The organism is Spirillospora sp. NPDC047279 (genome assembly GCF_040643285.1).
Lineage (GTDB): Bacteria > Actinomycetota > Actinomycetes > Streptosporangiales > Streptosporangiaceae > Spirillospora.
In genome coordinates, this window is sequence record NZ_JBEYUA010000023.1 from 73,700 (window position 1) to 95,087 (window position 21,388).

Consider the following 21,388-nt stretch of genomic DNA (forward strand, 5'->3'; position numbering starts at 1 on the left):
ACCACGCCGCGGAGCCGGAGCACGCGCGGCCGGACGCTGCGGAGTCGGCGGGCGGCACCGGTGCGCCCTCCGCGGAGCCCTCCGCCACGCCCTCCGGTACGCCCTCCGCCACGGCGCCGCGCGCACGAAGGTCCACGTCACCCGCGGGATCACCACCGGCAGGGGAGACCCCCGCCGGCCGCGACGCCGCGGCCGCCGAACCCCCCGCCGAACCCCCCGCCGAGACCCCGCCAGCTCACTCGTCCAGGCCCACGCCGGCCACGATCCCACCGTCTGCCGCCCGGGTGCGCCGAAGGCTCGCCAGGTTGGGCGCCCAGCGCGGCCCCGCTATGAACCCGGTACTCGAACCACTGATCAAGACGGTCCGCAACACGCATCCCAAGGCGGACCTGCGGCTCATCGAGCGCGCCTACGACGTCGCGGCGCACTTCCACCGCGACCAGAAGCGCAAGAGCGGCGACCCCTACATCACCCATCCCCTCGCGGTCGCGACCATCCTCGCCGAGCTCGGCATGAACACCGAGACGCTCTGCGGCGCGCTGCTGCACGACACCGTCGAGGACACCGAATACACCCTCGACGAGCTGCGGGCCGACTTCGGCGACGAGATCGCCGCGCTGGTCGACGGCGTGACCAAGCTCGACAAGGTCAAGTACGGCGAGGCCGCCGAGGCCGAGACCGTGCGCAAGATGGTCGTCGCGATGGCGCGCGACATCCGGGTCCTGGTGATCAAGCTCGCCGACCGGCTCCACAACATGCGCACGCTGCGCTACATGCCGCGGCACAAGCAGGAGAAGAAGGCCCGCGAGACGCTCGAGGTGTTCGCGCCGCTGGCCCACCGGCTCGGCATGAACACGCTGAAGTGGGAGCTGGAGGACCTCTCCTTCGCCACGCTCTACCCCAAGCGCTTCGACGAGATCGCCCGGCTGGTGTCCGAGCGCGCCCCGCGCCGCGACGTCTTCCTCCAGGACGTGATCGAGAACGTGTCGACCGACCTGCGCGAGGCGCGGATCAAGGCCACCGTGACCGGCCGGCCGAAGCACTACTACTCGATCTACCAGAAGATGATCGCCCGCGACGTCAGCTTCGACGACATCTACGACCTGGTCGGCATCCGGGTCCTGGTCGACAGCGTCCGCGACTGCTACGCCGCCCTCGGCTCGATCCACGCGCGATGGAACCCGGTCCCCGGCCGGTTCAAGGACTACATCGCGATGCCGAAGTTCAACATGTACCAGTCGCTGCACACGACGGTGATAGGCCCCGAGGGCAAGCCGGTCGAGCTGCAGATCCGCACCTGGGGCATGCACCGCCGGGCCGAGTACGGCGTCGCCGCGCACTGGAAGTACAAGGAGGAGACGGTCGCCGGGCGCAAGGCGGCCGACATGCAGTGGCTGCGCCAGCTACTCGACTGGCAGAAGGAGACCGCCGACCCGGCCGAGTTCCTGGAGTCGCTGCGCTTCGACCTGTCGGTCTCCGAGGTCTTCGTCTTCACGCCCAAGGGCGACGTGATCGCGCTCCCGCAGGGCGCCACCCCGGTCGACTTCGCGTTCGCGATCCACACCGAGGTCGGCTACCGATGTATCGGCGCCCGCGTCAACGGGCGCCTGGTGCCGCTGGAGTCGACCCTCGACAACGGCGACACCGTCGAGGTCTTCACCTCCAAGTCGCCCGACGCGGGGCCGAGCCGCGACTGGCTCAACTTCGTCAAGAGCGCCCGCGCCCGCAACAAGATCAGGCACTGGTTCTCCAAGGAGCGCCGCGACACCGCGATCGAGTCCGGCAAGGAGTCGATCGCCCGCGCGATGCGCAAGCAGAACATGCCCCTCCAGCGCATGATGTCGGGCGAGGCGCTGCTGGCCCTCGCCCGCGACATGCGCTATACGGACGTCTCGTCGCTGTACGCGGCGGTCGGGGAAAACCAGGTGTCGGCGCAGAACGTCGTGCAGCGGCTGGTCGCGGCCCTCGGCGGGGTCGAGAGCGCCGAAGAGGACCTGGCCGAGATCGCGCTGCCGACCAAGCGCAAGCGCACCCGCTCCACCGGCGACCCCGGCGTGGTCGTCGCGGGCGACCCGGACGTCTGGGTACGGCTGTCGCGCTGCTGCACGCCGGTGCCGGGCGACGACATCGTCGGTTTCGTGACCCGCGGCCACGGCGTGTCGGTGCACCGCGCCGACTGCGTCAACGTGGCCCAGCTCAAGGAGCAGCCCGACCGCCTGATCGACGTCAAGTGGTCGCCGGGGGAGGACTCGGTCTTCCTGGTGGCGATCCAGGTGGAGGCGCTCGACCGTCCCCGCCTGCTGTCGGACGTGACCCGGGTGCTCTCCGACCAGCACGTCAACATCCTGTCGGCGTCGGTCACCACCACCCGCGACCGGGTGGCGGTCAGCCGGTTCACCTTCGAGATGGGCGACCCCAAACATCTGGGCCACGTCCTCAAGGCGGTCCGGTCGATCGACGGCGTCTACGACGTCTATCGCGTCACCAGCGGCACCCACCGCTGAGCGGCGCGACGCTACCCCGCCTGTACGGCTCTCAAACGCCCGCAGGGCCACTTTCATCGAAAGCGGCGAGCCCCGCACCGGAACCGGTGCGGGGCTCGCCGTGATCGTTCTCAGCCGCGTGCGGAGCGTCACGCTCCGGCGGGCGCGGCGGTCTCCTCGTCCTCGTCCTCCGGGATCACGTCGACCCCGGCCTCCTTGCGCTGCTGCTCGGTGATCGGCGTCGGCGCGGCCGTGAGCGGGTCGTAGCCGGAGGCCGCCTTCGGGAACGCGATCACGTCGCGGATCGAGTCGCCGCCGGCGAGCAGCATGACCACGCGGTCCCAGCCGAACGCGATGCCGCCGTGCGGGGGCGGGCCGAACTTGAACGCCTCCAGCAGGAAGCCGAACTTGGACTCGGCCTCCTCCTTGGACAGGCCCAGCACGTCGAACACCCGCTGCTGCATCTCGGCGCGGTGGATACGGATCGAGCCGCCGCCGATCTCGTAGCCGTTGCAGACGAGGTCGTAGGCGTTGGCCAGGGCGGCACCCGGGTCGCCGGTGAAGGTGTCGGCGTACTCCGGCTTGGGCGCGGTGAACGGGTGGTGCACCGACGTCCAGCCGATGCGCTCGCCCTTCTCGTCGTAGACGGCCTCGAAGATCGGCGCGTCGACCACCCAGGCGAAGGCCCACGCGGACTCGTCGATCAGCCCGCGGCGGCGGCCGATCTCCAGGCGGGCGGCGCCCAGCAGCTCCTTGGTGGAGTGCGGCACGCCCGCGCCGAAGAAGATCGCGTCGCCGGGCTCGGCACCGGTCTTCGCCGCCAGGCCGGCCTTCTCCCCGTCGGAGAGGTTCTTGGCGACCGGGCCGCCGAGCGTGCCGTCCTCCTGGAGCAGCACGTAGGCCAGGCCGCGGGCGCCGCGCGCCTTGGCCCAGTCCTGCCAGCCGTCCAGCTCCTTGCGGGTCTGGGACGCGCCGCCCGGCATGACGACCGCGCCGACGTAGGGCGCCTGGAACACCCGGAACGAGGTGCCCGAGAAGTATTCGGTCAGGTCGGTCAGCTCGTTGCCGAACCGCAGGTCGGGCTTGTCGGAGCCATAGCGGGCCATGGCGTCGGCGTAGGTGATGTGCGGGATCGGCCGCGGGATCTCGTAGCCCACGACCTCCTTCCAGAGCCGCGCCACCAGGTCCTCGCCGACCCGCAGGACGTCGTCCTGGTCGGCGAAGGACATCTCGATGTCGATCTGGGTGAACTCCGGCTGCCGGTCGGCGCGGAAGTCCTCGTCGCGGTAGCACCGGGCGATCTGGTAGTAGCGCTCCAGCCCGCCGACCATCAGGAGCTGCTTGAACAGCTGCGGCGACTGCGGCAGCGCGTACCAGTGGCCGGGCTTGAGCCGGACGGGCACCAGGAAGTCGCGGGCGCCCTCGGGCGTGGACCGGGTGAGCGTGGGGGTCTCGACGTTGACGAAGCGGTGCTCGCGCATCACCTCGTGCACCAGGAACGAGCCCTCCGAGCGCACGCGCATGGCCCGGGCCACCGCCTCGCGGCGGATGTCGAGGTAGCGGTACTTGAGCCGGACCTCCTCGTTGACGTTGACGTCGCCCTCGATCGGGAACGGCAGCGGCGCGGCCTCCGACAGCACCTCGATGTCGGCCGCGGCGACCTCGATCTCACCGGTCGGCAGCTCGGGGTTCTCGTTGCCCTCGGGCCGGACCCGCACCTCGCCGGTGATCCGGACGCAGAACTCCGAACGCAGGTCGTGCGCGGTGTCCTCCTCCCGGAAGACGACCTGGGCGGTGCCGGAGGCGTCGCGCAGGTCGATGAACGTGACGCCGCCGTGGTCGCGGCGCCTGGCCACCCACCCGGCCAGCGTCACCTGCTGCCCGGCGTGCTCCTTGCGGAGCGTCCCCGCCTCGTGCGAGCGGATCATCGTGAAAGCCTTTCCTTCAACGTCGAAGTGATCTCGGTGAGCGCCACGGCGGTCTGCTCACCGCCGGCCAGGTCCTTGAGCTGGACGGATCCGGCGGCGATGTCGCGCTCGCCGAGGATCAGCGCGTACGGCGCCCCGGAACGGTCGGCGTCCTTCATCGCGCCCTTGAGCCTCTTGCCCCCGTAGGCCATGTCGGCCGCGATCCCGGCCGCGCGCAGCTCGGCCACCAGGGAGAACAGCCGCCGCTCGGCCTCCTCGCCGAGCGCGACCCCGAACACCTCGCAGCGCGGCGGGGCGGTGAACTCGGCGCCCTCGGCCTCCAGCGCCAGGACCGTGCGGTCCAGGCCCAGGCCGAAGCCGATGCCCGGCAGCGGCGGCCCGCCGATGTCCTCCGACAGGCCGTCGTAGCGCCCGCCGCCGCCGATGCCCGACTGGGAGCCGAGCAGCGGGTGGTCGAACTCGTAGGTGGTGCGGGTGTAGTAGTCGAGGCCGCGCACCAGGGTGGGGGTGTCCTCCCACTCGATGCCGAGGTCGGCCAGCAGCTCGCGCACCTTGTCGTGGTGGGCCTTGCAGGCGCCGCACAGGTGGTCGGCCATCAGCGGGGCGCCCTCGAGCTGATCGCGCACGGCCGGACGTTTGTCGTCGAGCACGCGCAGCGGGTTGATCTCGATGCGCGCCCGGGTCGCCTCGTCCAGGTCGAGGGCGCGCAGGAACTCCTGCAGCCGGGCCCGGTAGGCCGGACGGCACTCCTTGCAGCCCAGGGAGTTGAGCAGCAGCCGCACCCGGGTCAGGCCCAGGCTGCGGTACCAGTCCCACGCGATGGCGATGGTCTCGGCGTCGACCTGCGGGTCCTCGCTGCCGATCGCCTCCAGGTCGAGCTGGTAGAACTGCCGGTAGCGGCCCTGCTGCGGGCGTTCGGCGCGGAAGGCCGGGCCCGTCGTCCAGACCTTGACCGGCAGGGCGCCCTGCTTGTGCAGGCCGTGCTCCAGCACCGACCGCAGCACGCCCGCGGTGAATTCGGGGCGCAGCGTCAGGGAACGGCCGCCGCGGTCCTCGAAGGTGTACATCTCCTTGCTGACGACGTCGGTAGACTCGCCGACGCCGCGCTTGAAGAGGTTGGTGTCCTCGAAGACCGCCAGCTCCAGATAGCCGTAACCGGCCAGCCGCGCCCGCTCGCCGAACGCCTGCCGGATGGCGGCGAAGAGGTCCGCGCGCGGCGGAACGTATTCACTGACCCCCTTGGGGGCCTGGAAGCTCGAACTCATGATGGTTTAGGTCAGAATCCCTTGTTGGGTCCGTCAGCGGGCGTCAGATCCGCGAGGAACGGATTGCCGGCGCGCTCACGGCCGATGGTGGTCTGCTCGCCGTGGCCGGGCAGGACGGCGGCCTCGTCCGGAAGGGACAGGCACACCCGCGACAGGCTCTGGAGGATCTCCTCGTAGGAGCCGCCCGGCAGGTCGGTGCGTCCGATCGACCCCGCGAACAGCAGGTCGCCCGTGAAGATCACGTCGGGCAGCTCCTGGGTCTTGGGCGTCCGGAAGGTCACCGACCCGGGCGTATGGCCCGGGGCGTGGTCGACGGTGAAGCTCAGCCCGGCCAGCTCGATCTCCGCGCCGTCCGACAGCTCCTTCACGTCGTCCGGCTCGGTCAGCGTCAGGCCGCCGAACAGCTGCTGGGCCGGGCCCAGGCCGAACCCCTTGGCCGGATCGGTGAGAAGATCCCGGTCGTCGGGGTGAATGTAGGCGGGCACGTCCCTGGCTCCGCAGACCGGCGCGACCGACCACACGTGGTCAAGATGGCCGTGCGTCAGGAGCACCGCGACCGGCTTGAGCCGGTGCTCGCGGATGATCTCGTCGATCCCGGCCTCGGCGTCCTGGCCCGGATCGATGATCACGCACTCCTCGCCGGCGGCGGGCGCCACGAGGTAACAGTTCGCGGCGAACGAGCCTGCGGGGAACCCGGCGACGAGCACGGTCGTCCTTCCTTCAAACCATCGATCGAGCGGCGCTTCGAGGGTACCGGCGCGGCCCGGGCCACCGCGAACGAGATGTGCCGGTCGCCGTGTCGGCGCCGGTACGGTTTCGGCGGCCCGAGCTCACCTCAGGTACCGCTACTATGCGCTGCACGTTCACCTGATCACACCGGAGGGGCACGCACGTGGCGGCGAAGGACCGCAAGAAGCAGCTCGCGCGTCAGCGCTACGAGCGCCAGGAACAGGCCCGGCTCGCCCGGGAGGCGCGCGCCCGGCGCGTCAAGATCGTTGCTTCCGTGGCGGCCGTCGCGGTGATCGCGGGCGGTGGCGGTGCCATCGCGGCGTTCGCCGGCTCCAAGGACGACGAGGGCAAGGACGCCAACGCCAACGCCGGGGCGACGCCGTCGACGCCGGCCGCGGCCGCGTCGGCCAAGCCGGGGGAGTGCGCCTACACGGCTGCCCAGGAGGCCGGGGCGCCCAAGGACCTGGGCACGCCGCCGGTCAAGCCGGCCTATGACGGCACGGTGAAGGCGACGATCAAGACGAGCCAGGGCGACATCGGCCTGGAGCTGGACGGCAAGAAGGCGCCCTGCGCGGTCAACTCGTTCGCCTTCCTGGCCAAGAAGGACTTCTGGAAGAAGAGCCACTGCCACCGGCTGTCCACCAGCGAGGGGCTGAAGATGCTCCAGTGCGGTGACCCGACGGGCAAGGGCACGGGCGGCCCCGGATACCAATTCGGCAACGAGAACACCGACGGCGCCAAGTACACCAAGGGCACGCTCGCGATGGCCAATGCCGGTCCCGGCACCAACGGGAGCCAGTTCTTCCTGGTCTACGGGGACTCCCAGCTCAGCCCCGACTACACGGTGTTCGGCAAGATCACCACGGGTATCGACCTGTTGGAGGAGGTCGCCGCGGCCGGTGTCGCCAAGGCGGGCGACGACGGTACGGGCGAGCCGAAGAAGAAGGTCACGATTCAGGACGTCGCGATCGCCAAGAAATAGGGCGTCGGGACATTAAGGTGTGGAGGGTCCGGTCTGCACGGAATCGACCGGACCCGTGATGCGGGAGGCAAGCGTGTCCAGCGCGACCGATCCCTGGGGCCGGGTGGACGAGGAAGGCACCGTCTACGTCAAGACGTCGGACGGTGAACGGGTCGTCGGATCCTGGCAGGCCGGCGCTCCGGAGGAGGCCCTGGCCTACTTCAAGCGCAAGTACGACGCGCTGGCCACCGAGATCGGCCTCCTGGAGCAGCGGGTGCGGACCACCGACCTGCAGCCCTCGCAGGCCCAGCAGAGCATCCAGCGGCTGCGTGAGGCGATCACCGACGCGCACGCGGTCGGCGACCTGGAGGCCCTGACGCGGCGCCTGGACGGCCTCACCGAGGCGGTCGGCAAGCGCCGCGAGGAGGTCAAGGCGCAGCGCGAGCACGCCCGGCACGAGGCGCGCGAGGTCAAGGAGCGCATCGTCGGCGAGGCCGAGCGCATCGCCACCGAGGAGACGCACTGGAAGAACGGCGGCGAGCGCCTGCGCCAGCTGGTGGAGGAGTGGAAGGCCGCCGAGCGCATCGACCGGCCGACCGAGACCGCGCTGTGGAAGCGGCTGTCGGCCGCCCGCAACGCCTTCACCAAGCGCCGCAAGGTCTACTTCGCGACGCTGGACGAGCAGCGCGAGGAGGCCCGCCGCGAGAAGGAGCGGCTGGTCGCCGAGGCCGAGGCGATGACCGAGTCCACCGACTGGAGCGACACCGCCGCGGCCTACCGTGACCTGATGCGGCGCTGGAAGCTGGCGGGCCGGGCGGCGCGCGACGCCGAAGAGGACCTGTGGACCCGGTTCAAGGGCGCCCAGGACACCTTCTTCTCCGCCCGCAGCGCGGCGTTCGCCGAGCGGGACGCCGAGCTGCGCGTGCACGCCGAGGAGAAGGAGAAGATCCTCCTCGACGCCGAGAAGCTGCTGCCGGTCAAGGACGTGCGCCAGGCCAGGCAGTCGCTGCGGCTCATCCAGGAGCGCTGGGAGGCGGCCGGCATGGTGCCGCGCGACCAGCGCGACCGCCTGGAGGGCCGGCTCCGCAAGATCGAGGAGACGGTCCGCGGCGCCGAGGAGTCGGAGTGGCGGCGCACCAACCCCGAGGCCCGCGCGCGGGCCGAGGCGACGGTGGCGCAGCTGCGCAACTCCATCGAGCAGCTGGAGAAGCGCCTGTCCAAGGCCCAGGACGGCGGCCGCGACAAGGACATCAGGGACGCCGAGGAAGCGCTCACAGCGCGGCGCGCCTGGCTGGAAGAGGCCGAGCGCACCCTCGCCGAGTTCTCCTAGGCCTTCCGGCCCATGAACGCGAGCAGCCTGGTCAGCTCGTCGGAGCCCGCCGGCACGGTCAGCGGCGGCGCCAGGCGCCCGTCCGCGCGGTACCGCCCCGCGACGATCTGCGCCGTGGCGAACGCGTGGTGGACGAGGTCGGGGTCCAGCCGGACCCGCTGGCCGGTGGCCTGCGCCAGGTCCCAGGCGTGGATCAGCGGCTCCAGCAGGTAGCCGCCGAGGAAGTCGCCCAGCGGAAGGTCGCCCAGCTCACCGAACGGCACCTGCCGCCGCAGCGCCTCCGGCGTGAGGGCGGTGGCGCACTCCTTGCGCGCCGTCCGCCACTCCAGCAGCGCGTCCCCGGCGCAGTAGCGGCCCGGGTCGTGGGCGACGTCCGGCTGCTCGGCGCCGGTCGCCATGGCTCGGATCAGGTACTGCCCGCCGATCACGTGCCCGGCGACGTCCCGGGCGGTCCAGCCGGCGCACGGGGACGGCCGGTCCCACCCGTCCCGGGTCACGCCGCCGACCACGCCCTCGAAGAGGTCCAGTGCCCGGTGGTAGCCGCTGAGTTTCTGAGCCATGGTGGTCAGTGACCCGCGCCGCGCCTGGCGTGTCAAGCGATATCGGCAAGCTGCCCGCCCGGCGGCGTGTGAAGTACGCCCCACCGGTGCCCTGAGACACGGTCTAGGCGGCGCTCGCGCCCCGCTCGCCGAGCATCCGGTTCATGAGGCCGATCTCGGACTTCTGGCCGTCGACCATGCTCTGGGCCAGCCGCCGGACCTGCTCCCGTTCGGTCCGGGCGAGCACCGCCTCGGCCATCGTCACCCCGGAGCGGTGATGGGCGATCATCAGGCGCAGGTACTGGACCTCGGCCGCCTTGCCGGAGGCCTTCTCGAGCTCGCGCAGCTGGGTGCGGGTGGCCATGCCCGGCATCACGGCCCCGTCGGAGCCGGTCGCGGCGGGCGACGCCGCGGCGGTGTGGCCGCCGTGCCCGTTCATCCAGCGCATGCGCCCGCCGGGATCGGCCTTGGGCAGCCCCCACTCGTCCAGCCAGGCGGTCATCATGCCGATCTGGGCCGACTGGGTGTTGATGATGTCGTACGCGAGCAGCCGGGTGGCCTTGTCGGCGGTGCGGTCGCGCACGACGAACGACATCTGGACGGCCTGGGCGTGGTGCGTGCTCATGTCGCGGGCGAACCCGGCCTCGGGGCCGTCGGTGCCGGGCCGGTCGGACCGCGACATCGCCAGGAACACCAGCACGGCCGCCCCGGCCAGGACCAGCACCGCGAGGACGGCGGTCGCCCGCCGCCCGCGCGGTGCCGGGGCGGCGTCGCTCACGGCGTGTCCTTGGCCCCGTTGCAGGCGGCGCCGGGCTCGGGCGTCTGCGGGCCCTTCACGTAGGCCTTGAGGAACGCGTCGACGCGGGCGTCGGAGGCGTCCTGGAGCTTGAGCTGCTTGCCCCAGGCCGACAGCACGATCGGCGAGTCCAGGCCGGGGAACGGGCTCATCATCGTGTAGTCGGTGCCGTCGACCTTCTTCTTCAGCCTGTCGACCTGGCCCTTGTCCAGGTCGGGCTTGTAGGTGATCCAGACGGCGCCGTGCTCCAGCGAGTGGACGGCGTTCTCGTTGCGCAGGGGCTGCTCGTAGACGCGGCCGTCGCAGTTCTGCCAGACCGGGTCGTGGTTGCCGCCCATCGGCGGGGAGTCGTACTGGACGGAGGTGGTGACGTGGTCGCGGCCCAGGTCGTCCTTCTGCACGAGCCCGTCGAGCGAGGCGCCGGCGTCGGAGTCCGCGGGCCGGGACTGGAGGAACGCGAAGGTGATCGCGATGACGGCCACCACGCCGATGACGGAGAAGAAGGCGATGCCGCCCCAGGGGACGGTGCGCTGGGTGAGGACGTTGCGTTGCGCTCGGTTGCGGGCGCTCTTGGACATTGGGGACACCTCTTCGGAAGTCGTGCTCTCAGGGGGGTTTCTGGACGGTGGGTGACGGCGGCGCGTCACTGCGTCACAGCAACAGCACCTGGAGCGACGACAGAGAGGGGGACGAGGGCGGGCGCGGGGCCGGCGGGCCGAGCGCCCAGCCGATCCGGGCGGGCAGGCGTCCGCCCGTGCGGACCGGGAGTGCCGCGAGGGCCAGGATCAGCAACGTGAGAAGGGCCATGCAGAGGCAGCCGGCCGCCGGGTCGAGCGGCGGCAGGTGCAGGGGGGCCGTGGCGGCGAGGGGCGCCGCGGCGAGACTCTGGGAAGCGGCGCCCGCGGCGCCCGCGGCGAGACTCTGGGAAGCGGCGCCCGCGGCGAGCCCGGCGGTCCCCGCCGCGTGGGCGGCGGCCGACTCCTGCCGGGCCGTCGCGTCGGCCGCGTCGGCCGTGACGCTGGTGAGGTGCGCGGTGCAGACCCGTACCGGCGGGGCGTGCCCGAGGCCGTAGGTGAAGACGAGCCCGGCCACGACGAACAGCGCCACGAGCAGTCCCGCGAGCCCGTGGCGCCGGCGGCGTGCCGTGCCGGTCACCGTCGTCCTTCCGTCCGTCTCCGCGCGGATAACGCGGCTCGCCCCCTCCGGGTTCCAGATCACGCCCGCACGTCTCACCCTCGCGGTGGATCGCGAACCGTCCGATCGGACCATTGATCATGGGAGAAGGCGGTTGATTATTACACTATGCGCCGTTCTGTAGTCCCCTGGTTTCGCGGAGCGGCGGCGTTCGCCGTCCAGGTCCTCCTGCTGGCGGTTCTCTGGGCGCTCTACGGCTACGGGCGGCACCTCGCGGACGGGCGTCCCGACGTCGCCTTCGCGCACGCCGACCAGATCTGGCGGCTGGAACGGGCGCTGTGGCTGCCCGACGAGGCGGCGCTCCAGCGGGCCGCGCTGGGCTGGGACGGGTGGGCGCGGGTCGCCAACGAGTACTACGTCCGGGTGCACTTCCCGGCGACGCTCGCTTTCCTGGCGTGGGTCTGGTTCCGGCGCCGCCCGGCCTGGCCCCGGGTGCGGGCCGCGATCGTGCTCTCCGCGGCGCTGGCCCTGGTGGTCCACTTCCTCTACCCGCTGGCGCCGCCGCGGCTGATGCCCGGCGCCGGGATGGTGGACCTGATGAACGCCTACGGCCCGAGCTCGTACGCGCACGAGCCGGGGGAGGGCATGGCCAACCAGTTCGCCGCGATGCCGTCGCTGCACGTCGGCTGGGCCGTGCTGGTGGCGTGGGGAGTGATCCGGTACGGCCGCGGGCGGCTGCGCCATCTGGTGGTGCTGCATCCCGTCCTGACCGTGACCGTGGTCGTGCTGACCGCCAACCACTACTGGCTCGACGGCGTGGCGGGATCGGCCGTGGTCGTGGCGGCGCTCGCGGCGTCCGCCCGGCTGGTGCGGGGGGCGGCGCCGACCCGGCCGGCATTGTCGGTGCGGGAGGATAGTGTCGGAGCGTGACCAGTGCGGGACCGGGCCAGCCGGAGGGCCTCTTCGACGACCCGGCGGCGGACGCCGCCGCCGGAGGCGCGTCCTCGGCGTCCTCAGGTCCGGCCGCGTCCTCAAGTCCGGCGTCCGCGGCGGCACCCGGCGCCGAGCAGCCGCTCGCGGTGCGGATGCGGCCGCGCGGGCTCGACGAGGTCGTCGGGCAGGCGCACCTGCTCGGGCCCGGCACTCCCATCCGCCAGCTGGTGGAGCGCGACGTGCCCATGTCGCTGGTGTTGTGGGGCCCGCCCGGCACGGGCAAGACCACCCTCGCCACCGTGGTCAGCACCGCGACCAAGCGGCGGTTCGTGGAGATCTCCGCGGTCACCGACGGCGTCAAGCGGGTCCGCGCGGAGATCGACCTGGCCCGCCGCGAGCTGGGCATGGCGGGCCGCCAGACCGTGCTGTTCGTCGACGAGGTGCACCGTTTCAACAAGGCCCAGCAGGACGCCCTGCTGCCCGCCGTCGAAAACCGCTGGGTCTCCTTCATCGGCGCCACCACCGAAAACCCGTTCTTCTCGGTGATCAGCCCGCTGCTGTCCCGGTCGCTGCTGCTCACGCTGGAGCCGCTCGGCGAGGACGACCTGCGCGAGGTCATCGGCCGCGCCCTCGCCGACGAGCGCGGGCTCGGCGGGGCGGTCGCGCTCGACCCCGCCGCCGAAGACCACCTCATCAGGCTGGCCGGCGGCGACGCCCGCCGCGCGCTCACCTACCTGGAGGCGGCGGCGCTCGTCGTCGACGACGGCGAGACGATCACGCCCGAGGTGCTGGAGAAGGCGGTCGACCGGGCGGCGGTCCGCTACGACCGCGAGGGCGACCAGCACTACGACGTGATCAGCGCGTTCATCAAGAGCATCCGCGGCAGCGACGTCGACGCCGCCCTGCACTACCTGGCCCGCATGCTGGAGGCGGGCGAAGACCCGCGCTTCATCGCCCGGCGCCTGATCGTGCACGCCAGCGAGGACATCGGCATGGCCGACCCGACCGCGCTGCAGACCGCGACCGCGGCCGCGCACGCGGTGGAGTTCGTCGGCCTGCCCGAGGCCCGCATCAACCTCGCCCAGGCCGTCATCCACCTGTCCCTGGCGCCCAAGTCCAACGCCGTGATCACCGCGATCGGCGAGGCGATCGGCGACGTCAAGAAGGGTCTCGTCGGCCCGGTGCCCGGCCACCTGCGCGACGCGCACTACAAGGGCGCCGCCAAGGTCGGCCACGGCGAGGGCTACAAGTACGCGCACGACTACCCGGGCGGCGTGGTGCGCCAGCAGTACGCCCCCGACACCGTCTCCGGCCGCGACTACTACCGCCCGACCAGGCACGGCGCCGAGGCGCGCTTCTCGGAGGTGCTCGACCGCATCCGGGCCGTCCTGCGCGGCCGCGGTGGCGCGTCGTGAAGGGCGTGATCCAGCGATCGGGCGCCCGGTCCCGGTAGCCTGCGTCGCAGAGGGCTTGCGCGGGTTCGAACCCTGCGCTGCCAGGGCCGGCGCCCACGGTAAGGTCTCTCAGACCGATCCGGCCTGGCACGCCCCGGAGACCGACCCCGAGACGACGACGCGAACGGAAGCCCTGATGCTTACTGGTGGACAGCTTGCAGGTCTCATCGTGGCCGTGTTCTGGGCGATTCTCGTGGCCTTCCTCGCCCTCACGCTGCTCAAGCTCGCCAAGCTGCTCGGCGAGGCGAGCAAGGTCGTGTCCGACTTCGGCAAGCAGGCCGGGCCGCTGATGGACGACATGACGCGGACGGTGCAGCGCGCCAACGAGCAGCTGGGCCGCACCGACGTCATCACCAAGCAGGTCGCCGGCGTCACGCAGAACGTGTCGGCGGTCACCACGGTCATGACCTCGGTGGTCGGCGGCCCGCTGGTGAAGGCGGCGGCCTTCTCCTACGGCGTCCGCAAGGCGCTGGGCAACAGCCGTCCCGAGGAGCCGCGCGACGACCGCCGGCAGCTTCCGGCCCGCGCGTCCGGCAAGGGGCGGCGATGAGACGGCTCTTCTGGCTCTCGGTCGGTGCCGGCGCCGGCGTCTACGCCACCCACCGGGTCAAGAGGCGGGTCGAACGTTTCGCCCGCACCTGGTCGCCGGAGGGCGTCGCCGCCCGCGCGGTGACCGCCGGGCAGGACGCCGGAGGACGATTGAGGAATTTCGCCTCCGACGTCCGTACCGAGATGGAGGCGCGCGAAGCCGAGCTTCGCGAGGCGATCCGCATGGACCAGGCTCCACCGGAGCCACCTGAGGGAAGGCCCCGCAGGGTGCTTCGGGCCCGCTATACGATCATCGACGACGACAAGGATGGCCACTGATCATGGAGTCGGCAGAGGTCGCACGCCGCTTCCTCACGTTCTTCGAAGAGCACGGGCACTTGAAGGTGCCCTCGGCCAGCCTGATCGCCGAGGACCCGACGCTCCTGCTGGTCAACGCCGGCATGGTGCCGTTCAAGCCCTACATGCTCGGGCAGCGCACCCCGCCGGCCCCGCGCCTGGCCAGCGCCCAGAAGTGCGTGCGGACCCCCGACATCGACGAGGTCGGCAAGACCGCCAGGCACGCCACCTTCTTCCAGATGCTGGGCAACTTCTCCATCGGGGACTACTTCAAGGACAAGGCGATCCCCTTCGCGTGGGAGCTGCTCACGCGGCCGGAGGCCGACGGGGGCTTCGGCTTCCCGGAGGAGAGGCTCTGGGTCACCGTCTACCTCGATGACGACGAGGCCCAGGACATCTGGCACAAGAAGGTGGGCGTCCCGCTGGAGCGCATCCAGCGGCGCGGCATGGCCGACAACTACTGGTCGATGGGCGTGCCCGGACCGTGCGGCCCCTGCTCGGAGATCTACTACGACCGCGGCCCCGAGTACGGGCGCGAGGGCGGCCCGATCGCCGACGAGGACCGCTACCTCGAAGTGTGGAACCTGGTGTTCATGCAGTTCGAGCGGGGCGCCGGCCAGGGCAAGGACGACTTCCCGATCCTCGGCGAGCTGCCCGCCAAGAACATCGACACCGGCATGGGCCTGGAGCGGATGGCCGCCATCCTCCAGGGCGTCGACAACATCTACGAGACCGACACGCTCTGGAAGGTCCTCGACCGGGCGGCCGACCTGACCGAGTCGAAGTACGGCCGCGACCACCGCGCCGACGTGTCGCTCCGCGTGATCGCCGACCACGTCCGCAGCGGCACGATGATGGTCTCCGACGGCATCCGGCCCGGCAACGAGGGCCGCGGCTACGTGCTGCGCCGCATCCTGCGCCGGTCCATCCGCAACCTGCGGCTGCTGGGCGGCGAGGAGCCCGGCCTGATGCACGAGCTCACCGCCGTCGCCGTCAAGACGATGGGCGAGCAGTACCCGGACCTGATCCGTACCGCCGCCAACATCCACACGGTGATCGACGCGGAGGAGGAGTCCTTCCTCCAGACGCTGCGCACCGGCACCGCGATCTTCGACGCGGCGGTGGAGGAGACCAGGCGCTCCGGCCGCCCGGCGCTGGCCGGCGACCAGGCGTTCAAGCTGCACGACACCTACGGCTTCCCGATCGACCTGACCCTGGAGATGGCCTCCGAGCAGGGCCTCCAGGTCGACGAGGACGGTTTCCGCCGGCTCATGAAGGAGCAGCGCGACCGGGCCAAGAAGGACGCGCAGGACAAGAAGACCGGCAACCTCGACGTGTCGGCCCTCGACGACCTGCTGACGCGCGCCGGCGGGCAGGTCGACTTCACCGGCTACTCCGACGTCACCGGCGAGGCCCGGCTGGTCGGGCTGCTGATCAACGGCGCCGGCGTGCAGGCGGCCGGCGAGGGCACGGAGGTCGAGGTCGTGCTCGACCGCACCCCGTTCTACGCCGAGGGCGGCGGCCAGCTCGCCGACCACGGCGTGGTGAGGCTGGGCAACGGCGCGATCGTCGACATCTACGACGTGCAGTCGCCGCTGGCGGGCCTCATCGTGCACCGTGGCAAGGTCCGCAGCGGCGAGGCGCAGGTCGGCGACGCCGCGTACGCCGAGATCGACATCGACCGGCGGCGCGCGATCTCCCGCTCGCACACCGCGACCCACATGGTGCACGCCGGCTTCCGGCGGGCGCTCGGCGAGTCCGCCGCGCAGGCCGGCTCGGAAAACTCGCCCGGCCGTTTCCGCTTCGACTTCACCGCGTCCGGTGCCGTGCCGCTCACCGTGCTGCGCGACGTGGAGGACGAGGTCAACGAGGTCCTCGTCAACGACCTCGACGTGCGCGCGTTCCACACCTCGCTCGACGAGGCCCGCGCGATGGGCGCGATGGCGCTGTTCGGCGAGAAGTACGGCGACGAGGTCCGGGTCGTCGAGGTCGGCGACTACTCCCGCGAGCTGTGCGGCGGCACGCACGTCGCCCGCTCCGGCCAGCTCGGCCTGATCAAGGTGCTCGGCGAGTCGTCCATCGGCGCCGGCATCCGCCGCGTCGAGGCGCTGGTCGGCATCGACGCGTTCCGCTTCCTGGCCAAGGAGAACGTCCTCGTCGCGCAGCTCGCCGAGCAGCTCAAGACGCGCAAGGAGGAGCTGCCCGAGCGCGTCTCGGGCATCGTCACCCGGCTGCGGGAGGCGGAGAAGGACCTGGAGAAGCTCCGCTCGCAGCAGGTGCTGGCGGTCGCCGGGCAGCTCGCCGACGGCGCGCAGGACGTGGCCGGCACGGCGTTCGTCGGCCACCGCGCGCCTGACGGCACCGGCGCCGACGACCTGCGCAAGCTCGCCGTCGACGTCCGCGGCCGGCTGACGTCGCGTCCCGCGGTCGTCATGGTCGTCGGCGTGCCCAAGGACCGCCCGGTCGTGGTGATCGCGGTGACCGAGGGCGCCAAGGACCGCGGTCTCAAGGCGGGCGCCCTCGTCGGCGTCGCGGCCAAGGCGCTCGGCGGCGGTGGCGGAGGCAAGGACGATCTCGCACAGGGCGGAGGTGCGAACCCGGAGGCCATCCCGGACGCGCTGGCCGCCGTGGAACGAGCAATAGGGACCACGTGAACGATCTTGGGAGCATGAGGCCGCGCCTGACACGGCTCCGCGGAGCCGGGCGATGAGGCACGGAGTCCGGCTGGGAGTCGATGTGGGATCCGTCCGCATCGGCGTCGCCCGCAGCGACCCCGGCGGGATCCTCGCGTCCCCGCTGGAGACCGTGAAGCGCGGCAAGGGCGACCTCGACCGGCTGGCCGAGCTCGTGACCGAGCACGAGGCCGTCGAGGTCGTCGTGGGCCTGCCCACCTCGCTGTCGGGCCGTGAGGGCCCGGCGGCCGAGGGGGCGCGCCGGTTCGCGGCCGGCCTCGCCGCCAAGCTGCCGCCCGAGTCGGTCCGGCTCTATGACGAGAGGCTCACCACGGTCACCGCCGAGAGCGGGCTGCGCGCCGGAGGAGTCCATGGTCAGGCCCGCCGCAAGGTCGTCGACCAGGCCGCCGCGGCGGTGCTGCTCCAGGCGGCCCTCGACGGCGAACGGTTGACTGGGCGGCCCTCAGGCGAGATCGTCCGGGGAAGCTCATGAACGATTTGGATCTTTTCTCAGACCCGCACGGCCGCGACCCCCGCGGTCGCGGCGGACGCGGCCGCGGCCGGTCCGCCCCTGACCAGTACGGCCAGGACCGGTACTCCCAGGGCCGGTACGACCAGCGCGGGCAGGACCAGTACACCCAGGACCAGTACGGCCAGGACCAGTACGGGCAGGACCAGTACGGCCAGGACCAACTCGGGCAGGGCCAGTACGGGCAGGACCAGTACGGGCAGGACGAGTACGGCCAGGGCCAGTACGACCAGTACGACCAGGGGCAGTACGAGCAGGGCGGCCAGTACGAGCAGAACGGCCAGTACGACGATCACGACCCGTACGCGGCGGGCCATCTGGCCGACGACCAGCTCAGCCGGCGTGACCAGCGGGCCGCGCGCAAGCGGCAGAAGCGCCGCAAGAACAGCGGCCGGGCCGCCTTCTTCTTCGCGCTGGCGTTCATCGTCGCGCTGGTCGGCACCGGTGGCGTCTTCGGCTACGCCTGGCTCGACAAGCGCATGAACCCGCCGGACTTCGAGGGCGCGGGCTCCGGGAATGTCACGGTCCAGATCAAGGAGGGCGACAACGGCTCCCAGATCGGCGCGACGCTCCAGTCCCGCAACGTGGTCAAGAGCGTCCGGGCGTTCGTGAAGGTCTACAACAAGGACCCCAAGGCGGCGAGCATCCAGCCGGGCTACTACCAGATGCGCCTGCAGATGTCCTCGGCCGCGGCGATCGCGCTCCTGCACGACCCCAAGTCCCGCTCCGGCAACCAGATCACGGTGCGCGAGGGCATCCGCGTCAACGAGCTCTTCAAGGAGCTGTCGGACAAGACCGGCATCGCGCAGAGCAGGTTCCAGGCCGTGGCGGCCAACACCAAGGGGCTCGGCCTGCCCGCCTACTCGGGCGGCAAGCTGGAGGGCTACCTCTACCCGGGCCGCTACGACATCAGCCCCAAGGCCTCGCCGCGGGAGATCATCAAGCAGATGGTCGACCGCTACAACAAGGCGGCCGAGGACCTCGACCTGGTGGTGAAGGCCAGGCAGGTCAAGATGAGCCCGGCGCAGCTGATCACGATGGCCAGCCTGATCCAGGCCGAGGGCGGCAAGACCGAGGACTTCCCCAAGATCGCCCGGGTCATCTACAACCGGCTCAAGATCGGCAAGCCGCTGGAGTTCGACAGCACGATCCTCTACGTGCTCAACAAGCGCACGCTGGACGTCCGCCACGGCGACATCGACCGCACGCGCTCGTCGAAGTACAACACCTACTACAACAAGGGCCTGACGCCCGGTCCGATCTCCAACCCCGGCGAGGACGCGATCGCGGCCGTCACCGCCCCGGAGCCGGGCGACTGGATCTGGTTCATCGCGACCGACCCGACCAACCAGGTCACCGAGTTCGCCTCGACCGAGGCGCAGCGGGCGGCCCTGGAGCGCAAGTTCCGCGCCTGGCAGAAGGCGAACCCCGGCAACTGATGGCCAACAGGGCGGCGGTGCTGGGCTCGCCGATCACGCATTCGTTGTCCCCGGTGCTGCACCGGGCGGCGTACGCGGCGATGGGCCTGGAGGGATGGTCCTACGGCGCGTTCGAGTGCGCCGAGGACGGCCTGGCGGGGTTCCTCGACGGGCTCGACGGCACGTGGGCCGGGTTGTCGCTGACGATGCCGCTCAAGCGCGCGGCGCTGGGCCTGGTCGACGTCGTCTCGGACCTGGCGGTCGCGGTCGGCGGCGCCAACACGATCGTGCTCCGCGACGGCGCCCGCCACGGCGACAACACCGACGTGTCCGGGATCGTGACCGCGCTGGCCGAGGCCGGGCTCCGCGCGCCCGCCTCGGCGCTCGTCCTGGGCGGGGGCGCTACCGCGGCGTCCGCGCTGGCGGCGCTGTCCCGGCTCGGCCTCCAGGAGGCGACGCTGGCCGTGCGCGATCCGTCGCGGGCGGGCGAGACGGCCGAGGTGGGGGAGCGCTTCGGGCTTAAGGTGCACGTCGACGTCCTCGAACGGGTCCCGCAGCTGGCCACCGCCGAGCTGGTGGTGTCGACGCTGCCGGGCGGGGCGGCCGACGCCTTCGCCGCGCCGGTGGCGGCCTCGGGCGCCGCGCTGTTCGACGTGGTCTACGCGCCGTGGCCGACGGCGCTGGCCGCCGCGGTCGAACGGGTGGGCGGCACGGTCGTCGGCGGTTTCGCGATGCTCCTGCACCAGGCGGTCCGGCAGGTCGCGCTGATGACCGGCCGCGACGACGTGCCCGTCGAGGCGATGCGCGCCGCGGGCGAGGCGGAGCTGCGCCGGCGCGCGTCCGCCTGACCGTTTTCCGCCCGCTCAGTGCGGCGGCCTGCCCCGCCCGCTCAGTGCGGCGGCCTGCCGCGGCGGCGCATGGCCTCCTGGATCATCGCGAGCATGATCGGCAGGCTGACGCTCAGCCAGAAGTCGCGCCACGCCCAGGTGCCGGTGGCGACGCCCGCGAGGCTGGCCACGGCGACGCCGCCGAGCAGCATCGTGGTCCAGTGCCGGCGGAGCCGGGCCGCCGCGGCCAGGTGCGAGCGGCGGGGGAGCAGCGCGGGGAGCGGGCGGCTGCGTGCGTGCGCGCGCTGGATCACCATCGCGTCCGGCAGCCAGTGCAGGACGTCGCCGGGCTGGGTGAGCGGGAGCCTGCTGAGCGCGGTGAGCGCCTCCAGCCGCCAGGTCAGCGTCCACAACGACGACCGGCCGGTGCCGTTCCAGCGCGGGTCGCCGAGGTCGCCCTGCGACAACGTCCGGAACGCGCGGCTGATGATCTCGCCGGGCACCCCGCGCGGGTCCCGGAGCAGCGCGGACAGCGCGATCGGCAGCCCGTAGTGCCACAGGGCGAGCCGCCAGACGGGCTTGGAGACGGGCCCGTTGGGGGAGACGTCGTAGGTCTCGATCCAGATGTGCTCCTGGTCGGTGTCCAGATGGTCGCGCAGCCAGTCGTAGGCGGCCATCAGCCTCGGGTCGGTGTGCCCCGGCCGCGCCTCGGCGAGCGTCAGCAGGGCGAACGCGGTGTGCGTGACGGTGGGCTCGGCGGCCGGGGTGGGCCCCCAGGCGGGACGGTGCGAGGTACGGTCGGCCGTCAGCCACTCGATCCCCCGTTCCACCGCCGGGTCGTAGGGGTTGAGCTGGGTCAGGGCGCGCAGGGCCAGGCAGGTCAGCCAGACCCGGGACGGGCAGTTGCGCAGCGAGCCCCAGCCGCCGTCGGGGTTCTGGTTGCGCACCAGCCAGCGGTACGCGCGCCCGACGTCGGGTGCGTCCTGCCGCAGTTCGCAGTTGGCGCGGGCCAGGAATCGGCCGATCCACGCGGTGGCCTCCACGACCGGCATGCCGAGGCTGGTCTTGGTCGACCAGCCGCCGTCCTTGAGCGGGTCGCCGGAGGCGATCTGCCGCGAGGTGAGGTACGCCAGGCACTCGTCGAAATGCTCGAACGGACGGCCGAGCTCGACGAACGCCAGCAGCCCCAGCGCGGTCGCCGTCGACCCGGGTTCGGGCCGGGACAGCTCGTGGTACCAGCCGCCGCCCACGCCGGGCGGCGGGTTGGTGGTGTACGCGTCGCGCAGGACGTCGAGGGAGTCGTTGAGGCGCACGCCGAGGACGGCCGTGTCGATGACCGAGGGGGTGGCGTCTCGCGGCGCGTCTTCGGGGAGGTTCTGGAGGTTCTGGAGGTTCTTCACTGTGGCCCGCTCTCTAGGGCCTTTGTTCCCGTTTAGCCATGAATCTGCACCCCTCATGCTGGGTGGGTCTATCCGAGGGGCACAGCACTTGTGTCGATCGCTGGG

At 71.8% G+C, this 21,388-nt stretch carries 19 protein-coding genes; 11 read left to right on the forward strand and 8 right to left on the reverse strand.

Translation table 11 applies throughout. The features are described 5' to 3' along the window. Positions 1 to 329 precede the first annotated feature (329 nt). Entirely contained in the window at positions 330 to 2,504 is a 2,175-nt protein-coding gene (locus ABZ810_RS41125; RefSeq protein WP_358412425.1) for a bifunctional (p)ppGpp synthetase/guanosine-3',5'-bis(diphosphate) 3'-pyrophosphohydrolase, read from the forward strand. 128 nt (positions 2,505 to 2,632) lie between these two features. Here the strand turns inward: ABZ810_RS41125 and aspS are convergent, their stop codons facing one another. Genes aspS through ABZ810_RS41140 form a run of 3 tightly spaced genes read right to left on the reverse strand, consistent with a single transcriptional unit; the run spans position 2,633 to position 6,383 of the window. Further along, positions 2,633 to 4,411 carry an aspartate--tRNA ligase gene (gene aspS / locus ABZ810_RS41130; RefSeq protein WP_358412426.1) on the reverse strand — a complete coding sequence of 593 codons (1,779 nt, stop codon included), beginning with the start codon at positions 4,409 to 4,411 and terminating at the stop codon, positions 2,633 to 2,635. After that, a complete protein-coding gene (gene hisS / locus ABZ810_RS41135) occupies positions 4,408 to 5,676 on the reverse strand; it encodes a histidine--tRNA ligase (protein ID WP_358412427.1) in 1,269 nt (422 codons plus the stop codon). The genes aspS and hisS overlap by 4 nt, the downstream gene beginning before the upstream one ends. A gap of 11 nt (positions 5,677 to 5,687) precedes the next feature. Then, positions 5,688 to 6,383, reverse strand: a complete 696-nt coding sequence (locus ABZ810_RS41140) for an MBL fold metallo-hydrolase (RefSeq protein WP_358412429.1) — start codon at positions 6,381 to 6,383, stop codon at positions 5,688 to 5,690. A gap of 185 nt (positions 6,384 to 6,568) precedes the next feature. Here ABZ810_RS41140 and ABZ810_RS41145 point away from each other — a divergent pair, with 185 nt between their 5' ends. Both ABZ810_RS41145 and ABZ810_RS41150 read left to right on the forward strand, forming a co-directional pair. Further along, complete coding sequence (locus tag ABZ810_RS41145) at positions 6,569 to 7,387, forward strand: peptidylprolyl isomerase (protein ID WP_358412430.1); 819 nt, start codon at positions 6,569 to 6,571, stop codon at positions 7,385 to 7,387. A 58-nt stretch (positions 7,388 to 7,445) separates the two neighbouring features. Next, positions 7,446 to 8,696, forward strand: a complete 1,251-nt coding sequence (locus tag ABZ810_RS41150; protein ID WP_358412431.1) for a DUF349 domain-containing protein — start codon at positions 7,446 to 7,448, stop codon at positions 8,694 to 8,696. Here the strand turns inward: ABZ810_RS41150 and ABZ810_RS41155 are convergent. The 4 genes from ABZ810_RS41155 to ABZ810_RS41170 all read right to left on the reverse strand — a co-directional run bounded on the left by ABZ810_RS41155 (position 8,693) and on the right by ABZ810_RS41170 (position 11,186). Beyond that, a complete protein-coding gene (locus tag ABZ810_RS41155) occupies positions 8,693 to 9,256 on the reverse strand; it encodes a TIGR03086 family metal-binding protein (RefSeq protein ID WP_358412433.1) in 564 nt (187 codons plus the stop codon). The two genes, ABZ810_RS41150 and ABZ810_RS41155, sit on opposite strands and share 4 nt — an antisense overlap. A 103-nt stretch (positions 9,257 to 9,359) precedes the next feature. Beyond that, positions 9,360 to 10,013 (reverse strand): DUF305 domain-containing protein, encoded by a 654-nt coding sequence (locus ABZ810_RS41160; RefSeq protein WP_358412435.1) that lies wholly within the window; start codon positions 10,011 to 10,013, stop codon positions 9,360 to 9,362. Beyond that, on the reverse strand, positions 10,010 to 10,609 hold the full coding sequence (locus ABZ810_RS41165) for a DUF3105 domain-containing protein (RefSeq protein WP_358412436.1): 600 nt from the start codon (positions 10,607 to 10,609) through the stop codon (positions 10,010 to 10,012). Before ABZ810_RS41165 ends, ABZ810_RS41160 begins: the two co-directional genes overlap by 4 nt. A gap of 73 nt (positions 10,610 to 10,682) precedes the next feature. Beyond that, on the reverse strand, positions 10,683 to 11,186 hold the full coding sequence (locus tag ABZ810_RS41170) for a hypothetical protein (RefSeq protein WP_358412437.1): 504 nt from the start codon (positions 11,184 to 11,186) through the stop codon (positions 10,683 to 10,685). Between the two features lie 147 nt (positions 11,187 to 11,333). Here ABZ810_RS41170 and ABZ810_RS41175 point away from each other — a divergent pair, with 147 nt between their 5' ends. The 8 genes from ABZ810_RS41175 (at position 11,334) to ABZ810_RS41210 (ending at position 19,904) form a co-directional block, all read left to right on the forward strand. After that, entirely contained in the window at positions 11,334 to 12,095 is a 762-nt protein-coding gene (locus ABZ810_RS41175; RefSeq protein ID WP_358412438.1) for a phosphatase PAP2 family protein, read from the forward strand. 155 nt (positions 12,096 to 12,250) lie between these two features. Beyond that, positions 12,251 to 13,513 carry a replication-associated recombination protein A gene (locus ABZ810_RS41180; protein ID WP_358412560.1) on the forward strand — a complete coding sequence of 421 codons (1,263 nt, stop codon included), beginning with the start codon at positions 12,251 to 12,253 and terminating at the stop codon, positions 13,511 to 13,513. Positions 13,514 to 13,688: 175 nt separating this feature from the next. Next, entirely contained in the window at positions 13,689 to 14,102 is a 414-nt protein-coding gene (locus ABZ810_RS41185; protein ID WP_358412439.1) for a DUF948 domain-containing protein, read from the forward strand. Next, a complete protein-coding gene (locus tag ABZ810_RS41190; protein WP_358412440.1) occupies positions 14,099 to 14,419 on the forward strand; it encodes a hypothetical protein in 321 nt (106 codons plus the stop codon). The genes ABZ810_RS41185 and ABZ810_RS41190 overlap by 4 nt, the downstream gene beginning before the upstream one ends. A 2-nt stretch (positions 14,420 to 14,421) precedes the next feature. Next, positions 14,422 to 17,091, forward strand: a complete 2,670-nt coding sequence (gene alaS / locus ABZ810_RS41195; RefSeq protein WP_358412442.1) for an alanine--tRNA ligase — start codon at positions 14,422 to 14,424, stop codon at positions 17,089 to 17,091. 52 nt (positions 17,092 to 17,143) lie between these two features. Then, positions 17,144 to 17,602, forward strand: a complete 459-nt coding sequence (gene ruvX / locus ABZ810_RS41200) for a Holliday junction resolvase RuvX (protein ID WP_358412444.1) — start codon at positions 17,144 to 17,146, stop codon at positions 17,600 to 17,602. Positions 17,603 to 17,607: 5 nt separating this feature from the next. After that, entirely contained in the window at positions 17,608 to 19,077 is a 1,470-nt protein-coding gene (gene mltG / locus ABZ810_RS41205) for an endolytic transglycosylase MltG (RefSeq protein ID WP_358412445.1), read from the forward strand. After that, positions 19,077 to 19,904, forward strand: a complete 828-nt coding sequence (locus ABZ810_RS41210; protein ID WP_358412446.1) for a shikimate dehydrogenase — start codon at positions 19,077 to 19,079, stop codon at positions 19,902 to 19,904. The genes mltG and ABZ810_RS41210 overlap by 1 nt, the downstream gene beginning before the upstream one ends. A 41-nt stretch (positions 19,905 to 19,945) precedes the next feature. On the opposite strand, the gene ABZ810_RS41215 is transcribed toward ABZ810_RS41210, so the two are convergent. Further along, entirely contained in the window at positions 19,946 to 21,283 is a 1,338-nt protein-coding gene (locus ABZ810_RS41215) for a prenyltransferase/squalene oxidase repeat-containing protein (protein WP_358412447.1), read from the reverse strand. Positions 21,284 to 21,388: the final 105 nt, after the last annotated feature.